The organism is Micrococcus sp. UYEF5, assembly GCF_040546065.1.
GTDB lineage: Bacteria > Actinomycetota > Actinomycetes > Actinomycetales > Micrococcaceae > Micrococcus > Micrococcus luteus.
Genome location: NZ_JBEPNB010000004.1, coordinates 133,319 through 155,249 on the forward strand (window position 1 = coordinate 133,319; position 21,931 = coordinate 155,249).

At 73.6% G+C, this 21,931-nt stretch carries 22 protein-coding genes and 1 tRNA gene; 12 read left to right on the forward strand and 11 right to left on the reverse strand.

Features of this window, described 5'->3' with window-relative positions; translation table 11 throughout:
• Positions 1 to 79: 79 nt before the first annotated feature.
• The 4 genes from ABIB16_RS05765 to manA are packed head-to-tail and all read left to right on the forward strand — an operon-like array spanning position 80 to position 4,738.
• Entirely contained in the window at positions 80 to 1,285 is a 1,206-nt protein-coding gene (locus tag ABIB16_RS05765) for a 5-(carboxyamino)imidazole ribonucleotide synthase (RefSeq protein ID WP_144819623.1), read from the forward strand.
• On the forward strand, positions 1,282 to 1,839 hold the full coding sequence (purE, locus tag ABIB16_RS05770; RefSeq protein ID WP_002854497.1) for a 5-(carboxyamino)imidazole ribonucleotide mutase: 558 nt from the start codon (positions 1,282 to 1,284) through the stop codon (positions 1,837 to 1,839). The genes ABIB16_RS05765 and purE overlap by 4 nt, the downstream gene beginning before the upstream one ends.
• A complete protein-coding gene (locus ABIB16_RS05775; protein ID WP_354436107.1) occupies positions 1,839 to 3,452 on the forward strand; it encodes an LCP family protein in 1,614 nt (537 codons plus the stop codon). The genes purE and ABIB16_RS05775 overlap by 1 nt, the downstream gene beginning before the upstream one ends.
• A gap of 41 nt (positions 3,453 to 3,493) precedes the next feature.
• Positions 3,494 to 4,738 carry a mannose-6-phosphate isomerase, class I gene (gene manA / locus ABIB16_RS05780; RefSeq protein ID WP_036384958.1) on the forward strand — a complete coding sequence of 415 codons (1,245 nt, stop codon included), beginning with the start codon at positions 3,494 to 3,496 and terminating at the stop codon, positions 4,736 to 4,738.
• 23 nt (positions 4,739 to 4,761) lie between these two features.
• Here the strand turns inward: manA and glpX are convergent, their stop codons facing one another.
• Positions 4,762 to 5,784 (reverse strand): class II fructose-bisphosphatase, encoded by a 1,023-nt coding sequence (gene glpX, locus ABIB16_RS05785; protein WP_010079310.1) that lies wholly within the window; start codon positions 5,782 to 5,784, stop codon positions 4,762 to 4,764.
• 107 nt (positions 5,785 to 5,891) lie between these two features.
• Between glpX and ABIB16_RS05790 the strand changes: the two genes are divergently transcribed.
• From ABIB16_RS05790 to ABIB16_RS05800, 3 genes are read left to right on the forward strand one after another with little or no spacing between them, the layout of a single operon-like run.
• Positions 5,892 to 6,482 carry a DUF4245 domain-containing protein gene (locus tag ABIB16_RS05790; RefSeq protein ID WP_036384959.1) on the forward strand — a complete coding sequence of 197 codons (591 nt, stop codon included), beginning with the start codon at positions 5,892 to 5,894 and terminating at the stop codon, positions 6,480 to 6,482.
• Positions 6,479 to 7,150 (forward strand): carbonic anhydrase, encoded by a 672-nt coding sequence (locus ABIB16_RS05795; RefSeq protein WP_036384960.1) that lies wholly within the window; start codon positions 6,479 to 6,481, stop codon positions 7,148 to 7,150. Before ABIB16_RS05790 ends, ABIB16_RS05795 begins: the two co-directional genes overlap by 4 nt.
• Before the next feature lie 55 nt (positions 7,151 to 7,205).
• Complete coding sequence (locus ABIB16_RS05800; protein ID WP_141843363.1) at positions 7,206 to 8,627, forward strand: class II fumarate hydratase; 1,422 nt, start codon at positions 7,206 to 7,208, stop codon at positions 8,625 to 8,627.
• A gap of 90 nt (positions 8,628 to 8,717) precedes the next feature.
• Here ABIB16_RS05800 and ABIB16_RS05805 read toward each other — a convergent pair whose 3' ends face one another.
• Positions 8,718 to 9,221, reverse strand: coding sequence for a prepilin peptidase (locus ABIB16_RS05805; RefSeq protein WP_036384962.1), 504 nt, complete (start codon positions 9,219 to 9,221; stop codon positions 8,718 to 8,720).
• A gap of 332 nt (positions 9,222 to 9,553) precedes the next feature.
• Positions 9,554 to 11,008, reverse strand: a complete 1,455-nt coding sequence (phoH2, locus tag ABIB16_RS05810; protein ID WP_036384963.1) for an RNA 5'-3' helicase PhoH2 — start codon at positions 11,006 to 11,008, stop codon at positions 9,554 to 9,556.
• A 221-nt stretch (positions 11,009 to 11,229) separates the two neighbouring features.
• Here phoH2 and ABIB16_RS05815 point away from each other — a divergent pair, with 221 nt between their 5' ends.
• On the forward strand, positions 11,230 to 11,877 hold the full coding sequence (locus tag ABIB16_RS05815; RefSeq protein ID WP_036384964.1) for a rhomboid family intramembrane serine protease: 648 nt from the start codon (positions 11,230 to 11,232) through the stop codon (positions 11,875 to 11,877).
• On the opposite strand, the gene ABIB16_RS05820 is transcribed toward ABIB16_RS05815, so the two are convergent.
• Positions 11,856 to 12,629 (reverse strand): isoprenyl transferase, encoded by a 774-nt coding sequence (locus ABIB16_RS05820; RefSeq protein ID WP_036339992.1) that lies wholly within the window; start codon positions 12,627 to 12,629, stop codon positions 11,856 to 11,858. The two genes, ABIB16_RS05815 and ABIB16_RS05820, sit on opposite strands and share 22 nt — an antisense overlap.
• 105 nt (positions 12,630 to 12,734) lie before the next feature.
• Here ABIB16_RS05820 and trhA point away from each other — a divergent pair, with 105 nt between their 5' ends.
• The gene (gene trhA / locus ABIB16_RS05825) at positions 12,735 to 13,454 is read left to right on the forward strand and encodes a PAQR family membrane homeostasis protein TrhA (RefSeq protein WP_134416316.1); all 720 of its coding nucleotides are present in this window, start codon (positions 12,735 to 12,737) and stop codon (positions 13,452 to 13,454) included.
• Positions 13,455 to 13,610: 156 nt separating this feature from the next.
• Here trhA and ABIB16_RS05830 read toward each other — a convergent pair whose 3' ends face one another.
• Together ABIB16_RS05830 and mca are read right to left on the reverse strand one after the other, a co-directional pair.
• Positions 13,611 to 14,015, reverse strand: coding sequence for a hypothetical protein (locus ABIB16_RS05830; protein ID WP_036384966.1), 405 nt, complete (start codon positions 14,013 to 14,015; stop codon positions 13,611 to 13,613).
• Between the two features lie 48 nt (positions 14,016 to 14,063).
• A complete protein-coding gene (mca, locus tag ABIB16_RS05835; RefSeq protein WP_141843359.1) occupies positions 14,064 to 15,056 on the reverse strand; it encodes a mycothiol conjugate amidase Mca in 993 nt (330 codons plus the stop codon).
• Positions 15,057 to 15,171: 115 nt separating this feature from the next.
• On the opposite strand from mca, the gene ABIB16_RS05840 reads away from it, so the two are divergent.
• From ABIB16_RS05840 to ABIB16_RS05850, 3 genes are all read left to right on the forward strand, one after another.
• A complete protein-coding gene (locus tag ABIB16_RS05840; protein ID WP_002856530.1) occupies positions 15,172 to 15,618 on the forward strand; it encodes a DUF4307 domain-containing protein in 447 nt (148 codons plus the stop codon).
• A 257-nt stretch (positions 15,619 to 15,875) separates the two neighbouring features.
• Positions 15,876 to 16,370 (forward strand): transcription elongation factor GreA, encoded by a 495-nt coding sequence (greA, locus tag ABIB16_RS05845; RefSeq protein WP_060973861.1) that lies wholly within the window; start codon positions 15,876 to 15,878, stop codon positions 16,368 to 16,370.
• A gap of 96 nt (positions 16,371 to 16,466) precedes the next feature.
• Complete coding sequence (locus tag ABIB16_RS05850) at positions 16,467 to 17,105, forward strand: GPP34 family phosphoprotein (protein WP_141843357.1); 639 nt, start codon at positions 16,467 to 16,469, stop codon at positions 17,103 to 17,105.
• A gap of 10 nt (positions 17,106 to 17,115) precedes the next feature.
• Here ABIB16_RS05850 and ilvA read toward each other — a convergent pair whose 3' ends face one another.
• The 5 genes from ilvA to ABIB16_RS05875 form a co-directional block, all read right to left on the reverse strand.
• Positions 17,116 to 18,447 carry a threonine ammonia-lyase gene (ilvA, locus tag ABIB16_RS05855; RefSeq protein WP_141843355.1) on the reverse strand — a complete coding sequence of 444 codons (1,332 nt, stop codon included), beginning with the start codon at positions 18,445 to 18,447 and terminating at the stop codon, positions 17,116 to 17,118.
• Complete coding sequence (locus tag ABIB16_RS05860; protein ID WP_141843353.1) at positions 18,447 to 19,664, reverse strand: AI-2E family transporter; 1,218 nt, start codon at positions 19,662 to 19,664, stop codon at positions 18,447 to 18,449. Before ABIB16_RS05860 ends, ilvA begins: the two co-directional genes overlap by 1 nt.
• Positions 19,661 to 20,632, reverse strand: coding sequence for an aldose 1-epimerase family protein (locus ABIB16_RS05865; RefSeq protein ID WP_141843351.1), 972 nt, complete (start codon positions 20,630 to 20,632; stop codon positions 19,661 to 19,663). The genes ABIB16_RS05860 and ABIB16_RS05865 overlap by 4 nt, the downstream gene beginning before the upstream one ends.
• A 121-nt stretch (positions 20,633 to 20,753) precedes the next feature.
• A complete protein-coding gene (locus ABIB16_RS05870) occupies positions 20,754 to 21,629 on the reverse strand; it encodes a Bax inhibitor-1/YccA family protein (protein WP_036384970.1) in 876 nt (291 codons plus the stop codon).
• A gap of 184 nt (positions 21,630 to 21,813) precedes the next feature.
• Positions 21,814 to 21,890: transfer RNA gene (locus ABIB16_RS05875), tRNA-Leu, on the reverse strand.
• Positions 21,891 to 21,931: the final 41 nt, after the last annotated feature.

Genomic DNA, 21,931 nt, shown 5'->3' on the forward strand with positions numbered 1-21,931 from the left:
CGGCGCGCGACCTCCTCGGATCCGGCGTCGGCCGCCCCTCCGTGACGGAGTTCTCAGCCGGTCCGACTACCCTGTGCGGGTGACTTCCCCTCGACTCGGTGTGATCGGTGGCGGGCAGCTGGCCCGCATGATGGCGGGCGCGGCCGCGGAGCTCGGCGTGCCCTTCCGCGTGCTCGCGGAGGCCCCGGACGCGTCAGCGGCCCAGGTCGCCCCCCACGTGGTCGGCGACCACGCGGACCTCGCGGACCTGAGGGCGTTCGCGGCCACGGTGGACGTGGTGACCTTCGACCACGAGCACGTGCCCACCGAGCACCTGCGGGCCCTGCAGGAGGCCGGCGTCGCCGTGCGCCCCGGCCCCGAGGCGCTGCAGCACGCGCAGGACAAGCTGGTCATGCGCGCCGCCGTCGAGCGGCTGGGCCTGCCGAACCCGGCGTGGGCGCCGGTCGACGACCTCGAGGCCGTCCTCGCCTTCGGCGACGAGCACGGCTGGCCCATGATCCTCAAGACCGCCCGAGGCGGCTACGACGGCAAGGGCGTGCTCAAGCTCGACGACGCCGACGACGCCCGCACCTCCGCCGCGGACGGCACCCTGGCCGCGTGGCTCGGCGCCGGCATCGCCCCGCTGCTGGCCGAGGCCCTCGTCCCCTTCTCCCGTGAGCTCTCCGCGCAGGTGGCGCGCACCCCCTCCGGTGAGGTGGCCGTCTACCCCGTCGTCGACTCGGTCCAGGTGGCCGGCGTGTGCGACCTCGTGGTCGCCCCGGCCCAGGACCTCGACCCGGCCGTCGCCGCGGCCGCGACCGCCGCGGCCGTCCGCCTCGCCGAGGAGCTGGACGTCACCGGCATGCTCGCGGTCGAGCTGTTCGAGACGCCGGGGGTCGGCCCGGGCTTCCAGGTGAACGAGCTGGCCATGCGCCCCCACAACTCCGGCCACTGGTCCATGGACGGCGCCGTCACCGGCCAGTTCGAGCAGCACGTCCGCGCCGTGCTCGACCTGCCGCTGGGCGAGACGACCCCCCGCGGGGCCGGCGTCGTGATGAAGAACGTCCTCGGCGGCGCCCGCGAGGACCTGCACGCCGGCAGCGTCGCGGCCCTCGCCGCCCACCCGCAGGCCAAGGTCCACCTCTACGGCAAGGACGTGCGCCCGGGCCGCAAGGTCGGTCACGTCAACGTCGTCGCGGACCACGGCCTCAGCCTCGAGGAGGCCGTGCGGACCGCCGAGTCCGCCGCCGCACTCCTGCGCGACGACGCCCCCACCACCGGCACCGAGACGGAGGCCCGCCCATGACCGCCACGCCCCAGACCCCCGCCCAGCCCCTGCAGGACGACGCCCCGGTCGTCTCCGTCGTGATGGGCTCCGACTCCGACTGGCCCGTGATGAGCGCGGCCGCCGAGGCCCTGCGCGAGCTCGACGTGCCCGTCGAGGTCGGCGTGGTCTCCGCGCACCGCATGCCCCACGAGATGGTGGAGTTCGGCGCCCGCGCGCACGAGCGCGGCATCCGCGTGATCGTGGCCGGCGCGGGCGGCGCGGCCCACCTGCCCGGGATGCTCGCCGCCGTCACCCCCCTGCCCGTGATCGGCGTACCCGTGAAGCTCAAGAGCCTGGACGGGATGGACTCCCTGCTCTCGATCGTCCAGATGCCCGCCGGTGTGCCGGTGGCCACCGTCTCCATCGACGGCGCCCGCAACGCCGGCCTGCTGGCCGCCCGCATCCTCGCCTCGGCCGACACCGCGGAGGGCGACCGCCTGCGCGCCGCCCTCGCCGAGCACGCCGACGAGCTCAACGCCCAGGCCCGGGCCAAGGGGGCCCGCCTGCGCGAGCGGATGGCCGCCGACCGCTGATGTCGTCCGCCACCGGATCCGTGCCCGCCGGTCACGCGCAGCCCGACCCGCTCCGAGATCCACGCGTCGCCTCCCCCACCGAGCGCACCCGCCGGGCGCTGATCCTCACCGCCCTGACCCTGCTGGTCCCCGGCGGCGCCCAGCTCGTCGCCGGCAGCCGCCGGCTCGGCCGCGTGGCGCTGCGGGTCACCGTCACCGTGTGGGCCGTGCTGATCCTCGGGCTGCTGTGGTGGCTGGTCTCCCGCGCGAGCCTGATCTCGCTCATGGCCCGGGACGGCGTGCTGCTCGGGCTGGCGGTGGTCCTGGCGGCGCTGGCGGTGGGCTGGGCGGTGCTGTGGGTGGACACGTTCCGGCTGATCCGGCCGCACCTGCTCGCCCCCGGCGCGCGGAAGATCACGGCGGCGGTCACCGCGCTCGCGCTCGTGCTCACCAGCGGCGCCCTGCTCTACGGCGGCTGGGCGGCGAACACGAGCCGCGGGGCGCTCGGCGAGGTCTTCCAGGAGGGGCCGGCCGTCCCGGAGGCCGAGGGCCGCTACAACATCCTGGTCCTGGGCGCGGACGCCGGCGAGGGCCGCCAGGGGCTGCGCCCGGACTCCATGCACGTGGTCTCCGTGGACGCCCGCACCGGCGCCATCGTGATGTTCTCCCTGCCCCGCAACCTCCAGAACGCGCCGTTCGTCGAGGGCTCCCCACTGTGGGACGTGTACCCGAACGGCTTCGACTGCGGCGACGAGTGCATCCTCAACGCCCTCTACACGGACGTGGAGGAGCATCACGCAGACCTCTACCCGGACGCCGAACACCCCGGCGCCGAGGCCATGAAGGACGCCGCCGGCGGCATCCTCGGCCTGGACGTCTCCGGCTACGCCCTCATGGACATGGGCGGCTTCGCCCAGCTGATCGACGCCATGGGCGGGGTGGACGTCGTCAGCGGCGGCTACGTGGTGCACCGCGGCGTCCGGCCCGACGGCGCCTGGGGCAACATCTGGTGGGAGCCGGGCACCCACCACTTCAACGGCGACGACGCGCTCGCCTTCGCCCGCTCCCGGCACTGGTCCACCGACTATGCCCGCATCCGCCGGCAGCAGTGCATGCAGGCGGCGATGCTGGAGCAGTTCAGCCCCGCCACCGTGCTCACCCGCTTCGAGGGGATCCTCGCGGCGGGCGAGCAGATCGTGACCACCGACCTGCCGCAGTCCCAGCTCGGCACGTTCGCGGACCTCGCCGAGCGCTCGCGCGGCCAGAAGATGCGGCGGCTGACCATCGGCCCGCCCGACTTCGGCGACACGGGCACCCACTTCACCACCTACCCCGACTACGACCTCGTCCACCGCCGCGTGGACGAGATGCTGGCCGACGAGTCCGCAACCGCCGGGTCGGACCCGACCGGCGTCACGGCGACGCCGCTGCTCACCGCGCTGGCCGTCGTCGCGCAGGAGACGCAGACCCCCGACGTCGACGAGGATGACCCGGCCACGTGGCCGGCCCCGCCGACCCGCTCCGACGGCAAGCCCTTCACCGCCGAGGACCTGATGATGGCCGAGGACCTGGGCCAGGAGGACGTGCTGAACCACGCGTCCTCGACGAACGGGCTGTGCGTCCCCGCCCCGTGAGGCGCGACGCGCGGGCCGACGGGCTGATCTAGGCTGGGCGCATGCACGTCCTGAAGCCCGTGATCCGTGACTACGCCTGGGGCTCCCCCACGCTCCTCGCCGACCTGCAGGGACGCGAGCCCACCGGCCGCCCCGAGGCCGAGCTGTGGCTGGGCGACCATCCGGGCGCCCCGTGCGTCGCCGTCGTGGCGGACGGCGCCCACGTCGGCCTGGACGAGGTGGTGGCCGCGGACCCGGAGCGCTGTCTCGGGCCCGCCGCGCCGGAGGGCCGACTGCCCTTCCTGATGAAGCTGCTCGCCGCGGGCGCCCCGCTGTCCATCCAGGCGCACCCCACCCTGGAGCAGGCCCGCGCGGGCTTCGCCGCGGAGGAGGCCGCCGGCGTGCCGGTCGACGCCCCGGAGCGCAACTACATGGACGCGAACCACAAGCCGGAGATGCTGCTCGCGCTGACCCCCTTCGCGGCGATGTGCGGCTTCCGCTCCCCCGAGGTCTCCTCGGACAGCTTCGAGGCCCTGGCCCGCGCCCTCACGGAGCGGGCGGACGGGGACACGTCCGCCGTCGCCGTCGCCGCCGCCCGGATCAGCCAGGCCCTCGCCGCCGGGGACCTCGAGGACGCGTTCACCTCGATCCTCGACCCCGACTCCGTGTGGGGCGCCCCCGGCGCCGTCGCGCAGGTCGTGGACGTGCTGCGGGCTGCGCCGGACCTGGCCGAGCGCGACCCCTCGCTGGCCACGGCCCTCGAGGTCGCCCAGCACCACCCGGACGACCCCGGCGTGGTGGTGGCCATCCTGCTCAACCGCGTGGACCTGGCCCCGGGTCAGGCCATCCATCTGCCCGCCGGCAACGTGCACGCGTACCTGCACGGGCTGGGCGTGGAGGTCATGGCGGCCTCGGACAACGTGCTGCGCGGCGGACTCACCACGAAGCACGTGGACGTGCCCGAGCTGCGCCGCGTGGTCACCTTCGAGGCGCTGCCGGTGCCCTCCACCGAGCCCGAGCGCGTGGCCGACTCCGTGGTGGCCTTCCGCCCGCCGTTCGAGGAGTTCGAGCTGCTCCAGGCCACGCTCGAGGACGACGCCGTCCACGGACTCGACGTGCACGGGCCCGGGATCGCGGTGGTCACCCGCGGCACGGCGAGCCTGGCCCTGGCAGGCCAGGAGATCGAGCTGGGCCCGGGCGAGGCCGTGTTCCTGCCCGCCGCGGAGACGGCGTCCGGCCCGCTGGCCGTCCGCGCCGCGGCCGGCGCCCCGGCGACGGTGCACGTGGCCGGCCTGCCGCGGGGCTGAGCCCGGCAGACCGGCCCGCGGGCTCAGCGGGCGTCGCGGTCCCCCAGCCACTTGGACCACTTCTTCACGTCGTGCTCGGCGTCCACGGTGCGGACCGTGCCGGACGACGAGCGCATCACGATGGACTGCGTGTGCACGCGGCCGTCGGCGAAGCGCACACCGCGCAGCAGGTCGCCGTCGGTGATGCCGGTGGCCGCGAAGTAGCAGTGGTCGGAGGTGACCAGCTCGTTCGTGGTCAGCACCGCGTCGAGGTCGAGGCCGGCGTCGAGGGCCTTCTGCTTCTCGGCGTCGTCGGTGGGGGCCAGGCGGCCCTGGATGATGCCGCCGGTGGCCTTGATCGCGCACGCGGTGACGATGCCCTCCGGGGTGCCGCCGATGCCCATCATCATGTCCACGCCGGTGCCCGGGCGGGCGGCGGCGATGGCGCCGGCGACGTCGCCGTCCAGGATGAACTTCACGCGGGCGCCGGCCTGGCGGATCTCCTTGACCAGGCCCTCGTGGCGGGGGCGGTCCAGCACGCACACGGTCACCTGGGAAACGGGCTTGTCCAGGGCCTTGGCCACGAGGTTCACGTTCTGCTTCACCGGCAGGCGCATGTCCACGAAGTCGGCGGCCTCGGGGCCCACCACGAGCTTGTCCATGTAGAACACGGCCGACGGGTCGAACATGGTGCCGCGCTCGGCCACCGCGAAGACGGAGAGCGCGTTGTTGTAGCCCATGGCGGTCAGGCGGGTGCCGTCGATCGGGTCCACGGCCACGTCCACGGCGGCGCCGGAGCCGTCGCCGACCTGCTCGCCGTTGAACAGCATGGGGGCCTCGTCCTTCTCGCCCTCGCCGATCACCACGGTGCCGTCCATGGCCACGGTGTCCATGAACGCGCGCATCGCGTCCACCGCGGCGCCGTCCGCCTTGTTCTTGTCCCCGTAGCCCACCCAGGGGCTCGCGGCGATGGCCGCCGCCTCGGTCACCCGCACCAACTCCATGGCCAGGTTGCGGTCCGGGACGTGATTCTCGTAGCCGGTCTTCTCCGAGGACGCGCTGGTCATCGCTGCTCCGATCCTTGCTCGCGGCGCTCCGTCCGCACGAGACGGGGCGTGAGGGCGGCTCTGCCCCGGTCCTCATCCTACGGGGGCGGCCTCCCGTGGGTGGCACAATGCTGACCGTGAGCTCCGCCGACCCCCACGCCCCCGCCCCCCGTCCCGTCCTGACCGCCACGCAGGCGCAGCGGGCCCGGCAGCCGTGGATGGCCATGGTGCTCTCCCTGGCGGCTCTGCTGGCGATCGTGGCCGTGGTCCTCCTGCTCAACCCGGAGCCGCCGCAGCGGCCCCGTGAGGACCGCGTCGACGTCGCCGCCGAGGCCGCCACGGTCCCCCACGACGACGGCGACCTGCCGGCCCTGGCGCCCGAGGTGCCGGAGTCCTGGTATGCCAACTACGCCCGCCTGCAGAAGCTGGACGGCGTCTCCACGTGGGACGTCGGCTGGGTGGTCACGGACACGGTGTTCGCGGGCCTGCAGCAGGCCGAGGACGTCGACCCCACCTGGGTGAGCCTGCGGGTGGACCAGGTCCCGACGTCGGAGACGATCGAGATCGACGGGATCGCGTGGGACCTCCACGCCGATCCGACGAAGCCGGAGCGACGGCTCGTGGCGGAGGTGGACGGCAGCACCGTGGTGCTGACCACCACCGGCGACCACGCCGTCCTCGAAGACCTGGCCCACGGCGTCGCGAAGGAGACCCGATGACCCCCCACACCCGCCCCGAGACGACGCCGACCCCCGACGTCGTCGTCCCCACCTCCGGCCTCACTCCTGCTGAGGCGTGGGAGGTCCTCGCCGAGGGCAACCGCCGCTTCGTGGCGGGCGAGCCGAGCCACCCGAACCAGAACGCGGAGCGGCGCAGCGACCTGACCGCCGGTCAGGCCCCGGTCGCCGTGATCTTCGGCTGCGCCGACTCGCGCCTGGCGGCCGAGATCATCTTCGACCTGGGCCTCGGCGACGTGTTCGTGGTGCGCACGGCCGGCCACGTGATCGACGACGCCGTGCTGGGCTCCATCGAGTACGGCGTGGACGTGCTGGAGATCCCGCTCGTCATCGTCCTGGGCCACAATTCGTGCGGCGCCGTCACGGCGACGGTCGAGTCCTACATCTCCGGCACCATGCCGCGCGGCTTCGTGCGCCCCCTCGTGGAGCGCATCATCCCGTCCGTGCTGGCGGGGCGCCGCCGCGGTCTGGAGGAGGTCGACGAGTTCGTGGCCGAGCACGTGGACCAGACCTGCGACCACCTCTTGGAGACCTCGCAGTCCGTCCGCGCGGCCGTCGAGTCGGGGCGCACCGCCGTCGTCGGGCTCACCTACTCGCTGTCCGAGGGCACCGCGCGACCGGGCCGCGTGCACGGCGACCTGGCGGTCTGACGACGTCGGGCGTCCGGTGCGGCACCGGGCGCCCGCGCCGTCCTAGGATGTGACCATGACCGCAGAGAACACCGATCAGCAGTTCCGCATCGAGCACGACACCATGGGCGAGGTGAAGGTGCCGGTGGACGCCCTCTACCGTGCGCAGACCCAGCGCGCCGTGGAGAACTTCCCGATCTCCGGCAAGGGCCTCGAGCCCGCCCACATCCACGCCCTCGCGCAGGTCAAGAAGGCCGCGGCCAAGGCGAACGCCGAGCTGGGCATCATCTCGCAGGAGCGCGCGGACGCCATCGTCGCCGCCGCGGACCAGGTCATCGCCGGCGACCACGACGACCAGTTCCCGATCGACGTGTTCCAGACCGGCTCCGGCACCTCCTCGAACATGAACACCAACGAGGTGCTCGCCACCCTCGCCACCCGCGCCCTGAAGGAGGCCGGCTCCGAGGACGAGGTGCACCCCAACGACCACGTCAACGCCTCCCAGTCCTCGAACGACGTGTTCCCGACCTCCGTGCACGTGGCCGTCACCGCCGCCCTCGTGAACGACCTCGTCCCGGCGCTGGACCATCTGGCCGTCTCCCTCGAGAAGAAGGCGGAGGACTTCGCCGGCATCGTGAAGTCCGGCCGCACCCACCTCATGGACGCCACCCCGGTGACCCTGGGCCAGGAGTTCGGCGGCTACGCCGCGCAGGTCCGCTACGGCATCGAGCGCATCCAGTGCGCGCTGCCCCGCGTGGCCGAGGTCCCGCTCGGCGGCACCGCCGTGGGCACCGGCATCAACACGCCCCAGGGCTTCTCCGCCCGCGTGATCGAGCTGCTCGCCGAGGAGACCCGCCTGCCGCTGACCGAGGCCCGCAACCACTTCGAGGCCCAGGCCAACCGTGACGGCCTCGTGGAGGCCTCCGGTCAGCTGCGGAACATCGCGTACTCGATCATGAAGATCAACAACGACCTGCGGTGGATGGGCTCCGGCCCGAACACCGGCCTCGGCGAGATCGCCCTCCCGGACCTGCAGCCGGGCTCCTCGATCATGCCGGGCAAGGTCAACCCCGTGATCTGCGAGGCCGCGATCATGGTGTGCGCCCAGGTGATCGGCAACGACACCACCGTCGCCCTGTCCTCCACCAACGGCGCGTTCGAGCTCAACGTGGGCATCCCGGTGATGGCCGCCAACCTGCTCGAGTCGATCCGCCTGCTGGCCAACACGACGCGCGTCATGGCGGACAAGATGATCGACGGCATCGAGGCCAACGAGGAGCGCTGCGCCTTCCTCGCCGGTGCCTCGCCGTCCATCGTGACCCCGCTGAACAAGGTGATCGGCTACGAGGCCGCCGCCAAGATCGCCAAGCACGCCGTCGCGAACAAGATGACCGTGCGCGAGGCCGTCGTGGACCTCGGCTACGTCGAGCGCGGCGAGGTCACCGAGGAGCAGCTGGACAAGGCCCTGGACACCATGTCCATGACCCACCCGGAGTGATCCTGCGGATTCGGTGAGCGGCGCGACGCCGCCTCCCGGACCACGACGACGAGCGGCCGTCCTCCCGTGCGGAGGGCGGCCGTCCGACGTTCACGCCAGCACCAGCACTCCGGTGGCCGCCGCCACCATCGCCGGTCCGAACGGCAGCGCCGTCTGCCCCGTCGCCCGACCCGCGAGCACCAGCAGCCCCGCCACCACTCCGCCGAGCAGGATCGCGCCCACCCCGGCGGCGAGCACCGCCGTCGGGCCGAGCGCCCCCGTGTACACGCCCAGCCCGCCGGCCAGCTTCACGTCGCCCATCCCGAGGCCGCCGCGGCTGAGCACGTGCAGCGCGAGCATGGCCACGGTGTAGCCGAGACCGCCCAGCAGGCTGCAGAGGGCCAGGTCACCCCGGCCCGCCAGCAGCGCTCCCCCGGTCATCATCGTCAACCCGCCCAGCGCCAGCCGCAGCGTCCATCGGTTCGGCAGCCGGTGCTCGCGCAGGTCCGTGCGCACGAGCACGCCCGTGCACACCGCGAACCACACCAGTCCCAGGGACCACAGCACCGCCGTCGCCGGCGCACCGTGCGCCCACGCCCATCCCACCCCGCTCATGCGCCCAGCCTAGGCCGGACGGCGCACACGCCGGGTCGCCGTCCACAGGGCGATCCGGCCACCTCGCGTTCACGGTCCGGCCACCCGGTGTTCTGCCCACAGCGCAACCGGAGCCGCCCATTGCGACGACCCCCCCGCACGGGTCTACTCTGAAGTCACGAGCTTCCGGCCGTCTGATGGACGTACGGGGCTCACACAGACCCCATGGCCTCAATCCCGTTTCAAAGGGGCCATGGTGGCGGGCTTCCTCGGTCCCCCATCCCCCCTCCGCGGGGCCGAGCACCCCCGCCGGGGGCCGCTGCTTCGGCAGCGGCCCCTTTTTCATGCCCGGCTCAGGCTCGGCCCTCCTCCAGCAGGTCCGTGACCAGCGCGGCGATCGGCGAGCGCTCGGAACGGGTCAGCGTCACGTGCCCGAACAGCGGGTGGCCCTTGAGGCGCTCCACCACGGCCGCGATGCCGTCGTGCCGGCCCACGCGCAGGTTGTCCCGCTGGGCGACGTCGTGGGTCAGCACCACCTTCGAGTTGCGGCCCATCCGGCTCAGCACCGTGAGCAGCACGTTCCGCTCGAGCGACTGCGCCTCGTCCACGATCACCCACGCATCGTGCAGCGAGCGGCCGCGGATGTGCGTCAGCGGCAGGATCTCCAGCATCCCGCGGTCCACCACCTCGTCCACCACGGACGGGGAGACGAGCGCGCCCAGGGTGTCGAACACGGCCTGCGCCCACGGGCCCATCTTGTCGCCCTCGGAGCCGGGCAGGTAGCCCAGGTCCTGGCCGCCGACGGCGTACAGCGGGCGGAACACGACCACCCTGCGGTGCTCGCGGCGCTCCATCACGGCGTCGAGGCCCGCGCACAGCGCCAGCGCGGACTTGCCGGTGCCCGCGCGGCCGCCGAGGGAGACGATGCCCACGCTCGGATCCGTCAGCAGCTCGATGGCCAGCCGCTGCTCGGCGGAGCGGCCGTGCAGGCCGAACACGTCGCGGTCCCCGCGCACCAGGCAGGCTCGGCCGCCCTCGCCGACCCGGGCCAGAGCGGAGCCCCGGGGCGCGGTGAGCACCAGCCCCGTGTTGATCGGCAGGCGGTCCGCCTCGGCCGGGGCCTCCTCCGGCCCGGTCTCGACGCCCGTGCCGGTCAGGGTCCCCAGCGGGACGCCGGCCAGGTCGACCTCGCCGTCGTCGTAGAGGGCGTCCAGCCGCTCCTGCGCCACGCTGAGGGAGACGGTGCCGCGCCAGCCCGAGTCACGCACGAGCTCGTGGCGGTACTCGTCCGCGGCGAGGCCCATGGCCGCCGCCTTCACGCGCATCGGCAGGTCCTTGGACACGACCGTGACCGTGGCGCCCTCGTCCGCGAGCGCCTTCGCGACGGCGAGGATGCGGGAGTCGTTGTCCGTGCCGCGGATGCCCAGGGGCAGCACGTCCACGGACACGTGGTTCAGTTCGATCCGCAGCGTGCCGCCCTCGGGGGTGATCGGCACGGGCTGGTCCAGCGCGCCGTGGCGGCCGCGCAGGTCGTCGAGCAGGCGCAGGGCCGTGCGCGCGTAGTAGCCGAGGTCGGGGTCGGCGCGCTTGGCCTCGAGCTCCGAGACCACCACGAGCGGCAGGACCACCTCGTGCTCGGCGAAGTGCAGCAGGGCGCGCGGGTCCGAGAGCAGCACGGACGTGTCCACCACGTAGGTCCGCAGGCCGGTCGCCTCCGCCGGCCCCGCCTCGGCACGCGCCTGGCCCGGCCGGTTCGGCCTCGGCGGCTCCTGCCGGGTCTGCGCGTGCTCCACGAGCTCTGCCACCATGTCTGCCTCCTGTGCCGGTGAACCGTGCGTGCGGGGGTCCGCCCACGGGCCACGCTAGGAAGCGGCGTCGTCCGCCGGGTCCCGGCACGGTGAACCCGGGATGAAGTCGCGGTGACGGTCCGTCCGAGCCCCGCCACGGCCCCGACGTCCCGCGCTCCCTACACTGGAGACGCGCCGCCGACGTCCCGACGGCCGCCCGCTCCCCGTCCCCAGGAGGGCCCATGAGCATGCACCGCCCGTCCCCCGGCCTGCCCGATCGGCCGGGCGGCCCGGCCCCCGCCCCGACCCTGGCCGAGCGCGCCGGCGGCCGCCTGCTGGGCGCCGTCGCGCCCACCGCCGTGCTGATCGCGGCCATGTGGGTCGCGCAGGTCGTGCTGATCTTCCTCGGCCGGGTGATCATCCCCGGCGTGGGCCTGATCCCCCGACGCCTCGACGGTCTCGACGGGGTCCTGTTCTCCCCCGTGCTGCACGCCGGCTGGGCCCACCTGATCGGCAACACGACGGCGCTGCTCGTCCTCGGTCCGCTGGCCGCCCTGGTCTCGCGCCGACCGGTGGCCCTGCTCGTCTGCGCCTGGCTGGGCTCGGGCCTGCTGACCTGGGTGATCGGCACCCCGGGCGTGCACATCGGCGCCTCCGGGATCGTGTACGCGCTGATCGCGTTCCTGATCGTCTACGGGATCGCGGTGCGACGGATCGGGGCGGTCGTCGTCTCCGTGCTCGTCGCGCTCACGCACCTGGGCTCGAGCCTGATCGGCCTGCTGCCGGCACCCGGCATCTCGTGGACCGGCCACCTGGCCGGGGCCGTCGTCGGGGTGCTGCTGGGCCTGTGGTGGGGCCGCGCCGACCGTCAGGTGCCGAACCGGCGCTGACGGCTGCCGTAGTCGCGCAGGGCACGCAGGAAGTCGACCTTGCGGAACGCGGGCCACATGGCCTCGCAGAAGTAGAACTCCGAGTACGCGGACTGCCAGAGCAGGAACCCGGAGAGCCGCTGCTCCCCGGACGTGCGGATGACCAGGTCCGGGTCCGGCTGGCCGCGCGTGTAGAGCCGGTCCGCGATCTGCTCGACGGTGACGGACTCGGCCACCTCCGCCGCGCTGTGGCCCAGGGCGTGCTCGTCCCGCAGCAGCTCGCGCACGGCGTCGAGGATCTCCTGGCGGCCCCCGTAGCCCACGGCCACGTTCACGTGCACGCCGTCGTGGTCCTTGGTCTGTTCGGCCACCTCGGCGAGCCGTCGCGCCATGGGCTCGGGGAGCAGGTCCACCGCGCCGACCGGCTGCACGCAGACGGGGGCGCGGCCCTCGGCCGGCTGGGCGAGGCGCTCCGCCGTCGTCTGGATGATCTCCAGGAGCGGGGCGAGCTCCTCCGCCGGGCGCCGCAGGTTCTCGGTGGAGAGCATGTAGAGCGTGACCACGGGGATCCCGGCCTCGTCGCACCAGCCGATGAAGTCGAGGATGCGCTCGGCGCCGGCCTGGTGGCCCTGCTGCGTGGACGCTCCGAACGCGCGGGCCCAGCGACGGTTGCCGTCCACCAGCACGCCGATGTGCCGGGGCAGCCGCTCCGGGTCCAGGCCGCGCGTCAGCCGCCGCTCGTACAGGCGGTAGAAGGCCTCGGGTCGACCCACGGCGCGCTCCCCTCTCGGACGGTCCTGCGAGCCTCCAGGATACGCGCGCGGCACACAGCGACCATCCCGTGCCCCGGCCCCGGGTCGACCGACGACAATGGAGGCATGGACCCTGTGACACCCCTCCGCGAGACCGACGCCGCCCGTCGCCTGCGCTGGCGCATCGAGCGCATCCGCGACCCCGACCATCCGCTGTACAAGCCCCGACTGCGCGGCTGGATCCACGCGGCCATGGCGCCCCTGACGCTCGCGGCCGGCATCGTGCTCATCGTGCTCGCGCCGACCGCGACGCTGCGGTGGGCCAGCGCGGTCTACGCCGTGACGGGCCTGCTGCTGTTCGCGGTCTCGGCGACGTACCACCTGGTGCAGTGGAACGAGGTGGTCTCCCGTGTCCTCAAGCGGCTGGACCACACGAACATCATGCTGGTCATCGCCGGCACCTACACGCCGCTCTCCCTGGCCCTGCTGCCTCCGGACCGGGCGCGTGTGCTGCTCACCCTGGTGTGGGTGGGGGCCGTGGCCGGCGTCGCGTTCCGGGTGCTGTGGACGGACGCGCCGCGCTGGCTCTACACGCCGGTGTACGTGGTGCTCGGGCTGGCGGCGCTGCTGTACCTGGGCGACTTCTTCGCCGCGGATGCGGCGGCGGGGTGGCTGATCGTGGCCGGCGGCATCGCGTACATCACGGGCGCGGTCTGCTACGCGCTGCAGGCCCCCACGATCCACCGCGAGTGGTTCGGCTTCCACGAGCTGTTCCACGCCTTCACGGTGGCCGGCTTCGTGTGCCACGCCGTCGCCATCTACCGGGCGGTGCTCCTCGTCGCCTGAGCGCGGCAGGGACGGGGGTCTGCGCCCCGCCGGGCAGCGCCGAGGCCCGCAGACGCGCCGCTACGTCCATGCCGTAGCGGCGCGTCTGCGGGCCTCAAGGGTTCGGGCGTGGAGTCTCCGGCGCCGAATCTCGGGCGTGCACGGGCCCGACGACGGTCAGTCGCGTCCGGTGTCCGGGGCCTGGGGCTCCGGGGCCGGCTCCTGGAGGTAGCCGGGGTACTTCTCCTGCAGGCGGCGCAGCCGGTCCTCGGAGTCCGCGTCCAGGTGCTCGCCGCCCGCGCGGACCTCGTCCGGCAGGTGCTGCTGATGGCGCTCCACGAGCATGGCCTCGGCCTCCGGGGACCGCTGCTGGACGCGGCGCACCGAGCGGACCATGACGCGGAGGACGATGATCGCCATGACCACCATGAGCGCGGTGAACAGGAACCCCTCGATGCCGGGGGTGACCTCCGCCTCCTCGAGCCCGGGGCGCAGCGTCGGCTCCGGGACGGCGGGCACCGGCGCGGGGCTCGCGGCCGCGAGCGCGGTGAGGACGAGGGGAAGGCCAGACAGGGGTGTCACGCCGCCCCACTCTACCGGCCCCGGCTGCACGGCCCGAGCCGGGGCGGCTCAGCGCAGGCCGGCGAAGAGGTCGTGCTCCGGCAGCTCGGAGGGCACGCGCGAGTCGATCAGCGCGAAATCCTCCCACGGCCAGGCGCGCCGCTGCAGGTCGTGGGGGGCGTCGAAGAACATGCCGTCGGGGTCGATCTGCGTGCGGTGCGCCCGCAGGGCGGCGTCGCGCTCGTCGAGGAAGCCGGTGACGTCCACCTGGGTGGTGACGTCGTGGTCCGCGGTGACCCACGGCGGGATGACCTCCGGGTCGGGCACGTCCTCCCCGGCTTCACGGCGGCGCAGCACCTCGCGCATCGCGTCCATCGCGTCGAACATCATCAGGCGTCGGGCGAACGGCACGTCCTCGCCGTCGGCCTCGGCCACCGCGGCCATCGTGCGGAACTTCCGCGGGTTGAACCCGCAGTCGTAGTAGACCTTCGAGACCTCCCACGCGGGCCCGGCCTCGGGGTACTCGTCCGCGAGGCCGGCGGCCCGGTAGGCCTCCATCGTCACGGCGTGGGCCTGCAGGTGGTCCGGGTGCGGGTAGCCGCCGACCTCGTCGTAGGAGATGAGCACGTGCGGGCGGAACCGGCGCACGAGCGAGATCAGCGGGGTCGCCGCATCCTGGAGCGGGACCTCGGCGAAGCAGTTCGCCGGGAGGGCGGGCAGCGGATCCCCCTCGGGCAGGCCCGAGTCGAGGAAGCCGAGCCAGGCGTGCCGGACGCCGAGGATGCGCGCGGCCTCGGCCATCTCCTCGCGGCGCACGGCCGCGATGTCCCGGTCCGCCCGGGTGGTGTCCCCGAACGACGGGTTGAGCAGGGTGCCGGCCTCGCCGCCGGTGCACGTGACGACCATGACCTCGGCCCCGGCCGCCGCGTAGGCGGCCATCGTGCCGGCCCCCTTCGAGGACTCGTCGTCCGGGTGGGCGTGCACCGCCATGAGACGCAGCCCGGTGGAGGGCGGCAGGGCGGTGCCTGCGGCGGGCTGGGCCTGGGGGGTCTGATCGGTCACGGGGATCGCACACTCCTGTCCGGATGGCAGGGCCGCCGCGGGGGCGGCGGCGTGAGGGGTCCAGGCCGACGTCGTCATCGGCCTCCGGCGGCGGGCAGCGGCTAGGGTGGAGGGGATGTCTCACCACGCCCCCGCGGTCCGCGCGCAGGACCCCACATTAGCCAACCGGTACGGCACGGACCACACGCGTCCGGGCCGTCGTCGGCTGTGGGCGGGCCTCGGCGGTCTCGGGCTGGTCGTGGCCGTGCTGCTGTCCGTGTGGATCGGCCTGAACATGTCCGTGGGCGCCATCGAGTACAAGGACGTCGGCTTCACCATCGAGGACGACGGCCACGCGACCGTCACCTTCCAGGCCTCGGTCCCGGAGGGCGTGCAGGCCGAGTGCGATGTGCTCGTCACCGACTCCCACGCCGCCCCCGTCGGCTTCCGCACCGTCCGCCTGGAGACCCTGCCGGCCGACCGACGGGACTCCCCCTCGGACGCGCAGCAGCGCTACACCGTGGACGTGCGCACCGTGGTGCGGGGCGACTCCGGCGTTGTCGAGACCTGCCGCAAGGTCTGAGCCCTCCCGGCCGCTCCGCCCTCGGCGTAGCGGCCGCCTTTGGTGTGACGCACGCCGCCCGGATAGACTCGTCGGAGCATTCCCGCCCCGCCGGTGAGTCAGGCAGGCGTCGCACGGAGCCCTCGGGTCACGCGCGTCCTCCTGATCGGCGGGGTCTTTCGCATGCGGGCGCGTCCGCCGGACGCGGATCGCGCACCGGATGCGGTGCGCCGCGCCCCGGACTCCGCATCACCCGAGACAGAAAGGCGGAACAGAGCATGACCACCAGCCAGTCCGACGCCCCGTGGCTGACCCAGGAGGCGTACGACCGCCTCTCCAAGGAGCTCGAGTACATCTCCGGCCCCGGCCGCCAGGAGATCATCGAGCGCATCGAGGCCGCGCGCGATGAGGGCGACCTCAAGGAGAACGGCGGCTACCACGCCGCCCGCGAGGAGCAGTCCAAGAACGAGGGCCGCATCGCGGAGCTGAAGCACCTGCTCGAGACCGCCCGCGTCGGCGAGGCCGCCGAGAACGACGGCGCCGTGCACCCGGGCACCGTGGTGACCGCCGTCGTCGCCGGCGACGAGATGACGTTCCTCTTCGGCAACCGCGAGATCGCCGCGGACGACGAGTCGCTCGAGGTCTACTCCGAGCGCTCCCCGCTCGGCGAGGCCATCAACGGTGCCAAGAAGGGCGACAAGGTCTCCTACACCGCCCCGAACGGCAAGGACATCAAGGTCGAGGTCAAGGACGTCCAGCCCTACTCCGGCTGACCGACCCCGGCTCCGACGACGGCCGCGGTCCCCTCCAGGGGCCGCGGCCGTCGTCCGTCCCGGGTCCCACCGCGCCCCCGTTGCTACTCTGGCCCCATGCTGACCGTCGAGAAGGCGCACCTGCTGCTCACCCGCGAGGACGGGCTCTCCGAGAGCCAATCCCACCACCGCGTGGCCCTTGCGGCCGCCGCGCTGGCCGACCACCGCTCCGCCGGGATCGTGACCCTCGAGGACGTCCCCGTGGACCGGGCCCGCGTGCTCGTGACCGCGGCCGGCACCACCGGCGACCCCGTCCTGGACTCCTCCCTCGCACAGGTCGACGCCCTGGCCGGCCGACCGCTCGTGTCCACCGTGGCGGCCGGCAAGCCGGATCTGCGCAAGGCCGTCGTCGCCCATCTGACCGAGACCGGCCGCCTCACCGAGCGCAAGGCCTTCCTGGCCACCCGGCACGTCCCCCGGGGCACCGAACGCGCCGAGCTGCTCGCGCACCTGACCGCCGTGGTCCTGGACGAGGCCGAGCCCTCCGACGAGGACGTGCTCCTGCTCGGCGTGCTGCAGCACCTCAACCTGGCCCGACGCCTGCTGCCGGGCGCCCACGAGCGCTACGACCGCCGCGAGATGGTCCGCCGCATCGAGGCGCTGACGCGCGAGGACCTCCTGGTCCAGGCCGTGCGCCGCGCGGTGGGCGGGACCTGCGGCACCGTCACCGCGGCCGCCGCCGGCTCCGCGGCCTGAGCCGGCCCGGTCAGGGCAGCGGGGCCGGGCTGTAGCCGGCCGCGCGCAGCGCCTCCAGGACCTGGGCGGAGTGCTCGGCGCCGCGGGTCTCCATGTCGATCGTGATGTGCACGCCGCCCATGGACAGCTCCGGGCCGACGCGGGTGTGGTCCACGCGCACCACGTTGGCGTCCGTGTCCGCGATGATCCGTGAGATCGTGGCCAGCTCGCCCGGGCGGTCCCGCAGCGGGATGCGCACGGTCATGTAGCGCCCCGCCGCCGACAGTCCGGCCTGGATGGACTTCAGCATGAGCATCGGATCGATGTTCCCGCCGGAGAGGATCACGGCGGTGGTGCCGAGCTCGAAGCCCAGGTCCGCCGTGCGGCCCGCCAGCAGGGCGGCCACCCCGACGGCGCCCGCCGGCTCCACCACGAGCTTGGAGCGCTCGAGGAGGTGGACGAGGGCCGCGGCGATCTCGTCGTCCGTGACGGTCACGACGGCGTCCACCAGCTCGGCGGCGATCCGCAGCGGCAGGGCCCCGGGCTTGCCGACGGCGATGCCGTCCGCGATGGTGGACACGCTCTCCAGCACCTGGACGCGGCCCTCCTCGAGGGAGCCGGGGAACGCGGCGGCGGTGGCCGCCTGCACGCCGATGACGCGCACCGTGCGCCCACGACGCCGGGCGGCCTCCTTGAGGGCCACGGCCGTGCCGGCGATGAGCCCCCCGCCGCCGATGCCCATGATCACGGTGTCCACGTCCGGCAGCACGTCGAGGATCTCGAGGCCGACGGTGCCCTGGCCCGCGATGACGGCCGGGTCGTCGAACGGCGGGATGAATACGGCATCGGTCTCCGTGGCCCACCGCTGCGCCTCGGCGAGGGACTCGTCCACGGTGGAGCCGTGCAGGACGACCTCGGCGCCGTGGTCCCGGGTGGCCTGCAGCTTGGGCAGGGCCACGCCGTGCGGCATGAAGATGCGGGCGCGGATGCCGAGCTTGGCGGCCGCGAGGGCGACGCCCTGGGCGTGGTTGCCAGCCGAGGCGGCCACGACGCCGCGGCCGCGCTCCTCCTCGCTCAGCTGCGCCATCCGCACGTAGGCGCCGCGGACCTTGAACGAGCCGGCCCGCTGCAGGTTCTCGCACTTCAGGTGCACGTCCGTGCCCACGGCCCGGGAGAGCGCCCGGGAGTGCTGCAGCGGGGAGAGCTCGGCGATCCCGCGCAGCGTCTCGCGCGCCCGCTCGATCTCCTCGAGCGTGACGGGCAGCGCCGCCGGGGCCGGCGGGCCGCTGGCAGGCCGCACCCACCGGGGCGACGGCGTCGGGACGGCCCGGTCCGGGGTGTCCGTGGCCTGCGTCGCGCCCATCAGGCGTCGTCCCCGTGCCGGGTGCCCGCGTCGGCCTCGGAGGCGAGAGCGGCGTCGTCGTGCGCCGAGGGGCGGTACCGGTGGGAGCCGGCCGCCTCGTCCTCCGCGCCGCCCGGTTCGAGGGCGTGGTCCGTCCGCTCCGTGAGCTCCTCGGGGGTGTCGGCGGTGAGGGCGCGGACGAAGCTGTTCACGAAGGCCAGCACCGGGACGGCGAACACGGCGCCCGCCAGACCGAGGACGGTGGAGCCGGCGGCGACGGCCAGGAACACGGCCAGCGGATGCAGCGCGACGGCCTTGCCCATCACGAGCGGCTGCAGGACGTTCGACTCGATCTGCTGCACGAGCAGCACCACGCCCAGCATGAGCAGCGCGTTGACCAGGCCGTTGGACATCAGCGCCAGGAGCACCGCCATCGCGCCGGTCAGGGTGGCGCCGATCATCGGGATGAACGAGGCCAGGAACACGAGCACGGCCAACGGGATGGCCAGCGGCACGCCCAGGATCAGGGCGCCGATGCCGATGCCGACGGCGTCGATGAACGCCACGAAGATCTGGACCCGCACGTAGGAGCCGAGCGACTGCCAGCCCGAGCGGCCCGCGCGGCCCACGGTGGCCCGGTGCGCCTTCGGCACGAAGATCAGCAGGAAGCGCCAGATGCGGTCGCCGTCGTAGAGGAAGAAGATCAGGGAGAACAGGGCGATGAACAGGCCCGCACCGATGTTGACGGCCGTGGAGCCGAACGAGACGGCGCTGTTCATGACCGTGGCGGAGTTGTCCCGCAGCGTCTGCCACAGGCCCTCCAGCCCGGCACCGGAACGGGGGATCTCCACGCCCACGCCGGCCAGCCAGGCGATCGCGTCGTCGACGGCCTGGCCCAGCTGGTCGCCCAGTTCGGCGAAGCCCTGCACGATCTGCTGACCGGCGAGCCCCATGAGGCCCACCACGACGACGACCAGCAGCAGCACGCACAGCAGGGCGGCCGCGACGCCCGGCACCCCGATGCGCCGCATCGCCTGGAACACCGGGGCCAGCAGGGTGGCCAGCAGCGCGGCCACGAGGATCGGGATCACCACGAGGCTCACGAAGCCCAGCAGGTACACCACGACGCCGATGCCGATGACGACGGCCACCAGCCGCCAGGACCAGGCCGCGGCCACCGTCAGCCCGTAGGGCACGTCCTTGTCGATCTTGGTCTGGGCCGCCAGGGTCGAGCTCACGCGCGATCCTCCTCGTGTGGGTGGTCGGGGACATGGGGGGTCAGGCCCCACTGGGCGCTCCAGCGGGCGTGCGGGGCGAGCCGGTGCAGGCCCTCCTCCGAATTCAGGGCGTCCGCGGGAGCGGTGAGCGGCTCCACCGCGAGCGCCGTGTCACGGCCGGGCAGCCGGTCCGTGACGAAGACGTGGGTGTAGGCGAACGCGTGGTCGGACCACAGGGTCACGGCGCGGCCGTCCGCGGCGAGCAGGGTCTGGCGGTGCCGGCCGTCGGCGTCCGGGGTCAGGCCGGTGAGGCACACATCCAGGGCGGCCTCGCCCACGGCCCGGCCGCGGCGGAAGTCCAGGTCCGTGCCGTCCACCGGCAGGGTCTCCACGGGGATGAGGTCCTCCCCCGTGCGGATCCAGGCGTCCGCGGGCACGCGCAGGCTCAGCTCCGCCGTCGGGACGTCCCCGATCCGCAGGAACGGGTGGGCGCCGACCGCCACGGGCACGGTGGCGTCCGTGTGGTTCTGCACCTCGGCGGTGACGGTGAGGCCGCCGTCCGCCTCGAGCTCGTAGGTGACGCGGTGGGTGAGCCGGAAGGGCCAGCCGTGCTGGGGGTGGATCTCACCGCGCAGGGTCACCGCGTGGGCGGAGAACGTCTCGGTGACGAAGTGGGTGTTGCGCAGCAGGCCGTGGCTGGCGTGGCCGCGCGCGGGCTCGGTGACGTCCAGGCGCTGCTCGACGCCGTCCAGGATCCAGCGGGCGCCGGCGACGCGGTTCGGCCACGGGCTCATCTGGATGCCGTTGGCGGCGGGCGGGACCACGTCCGGGCCGTACGGCTCGGTCAGGTCCACGCCGGACACGCGGTACCTGCGCAGGGCACCGGCCAGGCCGACGACGACGGCCTCCGCGGACCCGCGGTGCAGGCGGTGCTGGGTGCCGGTGGCGTCCGGGGCCCCGAAGGCGGGCAGGTCGCTGGTCTCGGTCACGGGACCTCCTGGGTGGCGGCGAGGGACCCCCTCAATCTACGCCCTCGCGGACGCAGACCGCCCCGGCCCTGTGCAGGACCGGGGCGGCGGTGCGGGTCTCCGTGCGGGGACGGGGCGCCGGTCAGTCGTTGCCGCGCAGGATGGCGACGATGCGCAGGATCTCGATGTACAGCCAGATCAGGGTCACGGTCAGGCCGAAGGCCACGGACCAGGAGTACTTCTGCGGGGCGCCGTTCTTCACGCCCACGGCGGCCATCTCGAAGTCCATGGTCAGCGAGTACGCGGCGAGCAGCACGGCGATCGCGCCGATGATCAGGCCCAGGCCGCCCTCACGCATGTTGCCGATGCCGGTCCAGGTGAGGACCAGGTTGACGAGCATGAAGACGAGGTAGCCGATCATGGCGCCCATGACGATCTTCGTCATGCGCGGGGTCGGGCGGAACTTGCCCGAGGTGTAGAGCGCCAGCATCACCGCGAACACGGAGAAGGTGCCGAGCACGGCCTGCACCACGATGCCCGGGTAGGCGCCCTCGAAGAACGCCGAGATGCCGCCCAGGAACAGGCCCTGCGCCACGGCGTAGGCCATGATCAGCACGGGCGAGGGCTCGCGCTTGAACGCGTTGACCAGGCCCAGCACGAGGCCGGCGATCGCGCCGATGATCATCAGGCCCGGCGAGAACCAGCCCACGGCGCCCGCCACCACGACGAGCACGAGCATCAGGCCGGTCTTGCCGACGACGTCGTTGAAGGTCATCCGGCCGGTCTGCTCCGGGCCGGCGGAGGGCGCGCGGAAGGCGTCCTCCATGGACTGCTGGTGCGCGTACTGCTGGGCCGCCTGGCCGGCGCCGAACGCCTGGGCCTGGCCGTACGGGCTCTGCTGCTGGCCGTACGGGGACTGCGCGGACTGCTGCCCGCCCTGGTACCAACCGGGCTGCGCCTGTCCGCCGCCCTGCATCTGCTGCTGGAAGTTCTGAGAGTTCATGACCGGATTCGCCACGGCTCACTCCTTCGGGTCGAGTCGGCCCGGTCGCACGCCGCCGCAGTGAGCCGCGTTCGTGCCCCGGGGTTCAGCACGATCCTATCGGGAGGTCTGTGTCCGCGCGCGGGGTCGGAGCGTGGATCCGCGCCGGTTCACCGGCTGTTCACGGTGGGCGCAGAAGCGAGGCGCGCGGGGAGACGCGTGGTGCCCCCGGCGGGACTCGAACCCGCAACACGCCGATTTTAAGTCGGCCGCCTCTGCCAGTTGGGCCACGGGGGCGTGGCGGGCCCGTGGACGCGGGCCCGGGTGCGGACGACGCC

Excerpts from the sequence above, each read along its gene's own strand:
- manA (WP_036384958.1), top strand. The coding sequence starts at position 3,494 with ATGCACGTCCTGAAGCCCGTGATCCGTGACTACGCCTGGGGCTCCCCC.
- trhA (WP_134416316.1), top strand. The coding sequence starts at position 12,735 with ATGGACCCTGTGACACCCCTCCGCGAGACCGACGCCGCCCGTCGCCTG.
- ABIB16_RS05775 (WP_354436107.1), top strand. The coding sequence starts at position 1,839 with ATGTCGTCCGCCACCGGATCCGTGCCCGCCGGTCACGCGCAGCCCGAC.
- ilvA (WP_141843355.1), bottom strand. The coding sequence starts at position 18,447 with ATGGGCGCGACGCAGGCCACGGACACCCCGGACCGGGCCGTCCCGACG.
- ABIB16_RS05840 (WP_002856530.1), top strand. The coding sequence starts at position 15,172 with ATGTCTCACCACGCCCCCGCGGTCCGCGCGCAGGACCCCACATTAGCC.
- purE (WP_002854497.1), top strand. The coding sequence starts at position 1,282 with ATGACCGCCACGCCCCAGACCCCCGCCCAGCCCCTGCAGGACGACGCC.
- ABIB16_RS05790 (WP_036384959.1), top strand. The coding sequence starts at position 5,892 with ATGCTGACCGTGAGCTCCGCCGACCCCCACGCCCCCGCCCCCCGTCCC.
- ABIB16_RS05815 (WP_036384964.1), top strand. The coding sequence starts at position 11,230 with ATGAGCATGCACCGCCCGTCCCCCGGCCTGCCCGATCGGCCGGGCGGC.
- ABIB16_RS05850 (WP_141843357.1), top strand. The coding sequence starts at position 16,467 with ATGCTGACCGTCGAGAAGGCGCACCTGCTGCTCACCCGCGAGGACGGG.
- ABIB16_RS05800 (WP_141843363.1), top strand. The coding sequence starts at position 7,206 with ATGACCGCAGAGAACACCGATCAGCAGTTCCGCATCGAGCACGACACC.
- ABIB16_RS05795 (WP_036384960.1), top strand. The coding sequence starts at position 6,479 with ATGACCCCCCACACCCGCCCCGAGACGACGCCGACCCCCGACGTCGTC.
- phoH2 (WP_036384963.1), bottom strand. The coding sequence starts at position 11,008 with ATGGTGGCAGAGCTCGTGGAGCACGCGCAGACCCGGCAGGAGCCGCCG.
- ABIB16_RS05805 (WP_036384962.1), bottom strand. The coding sequence starts at position 9,221 with ATGAGCGGGGTGGGATGGGCGTGGGCGCACGGTGCGCCGGCGACGGCG.
- glpX (WP_010079310.1), bottom strand. The coding sequence starts at position 5,784 with ATGACCAGCGCGTCCTCGGAGAAGACCGGCTACGAGAATCACGTCCCG.
- greA (WP_060973861.1), top strand. The coding sequence starts at position 15,876 with ATGACCACCAGCCAGTCCGACGCCCCGTGGCTGACCCAGGAGGCGTAC.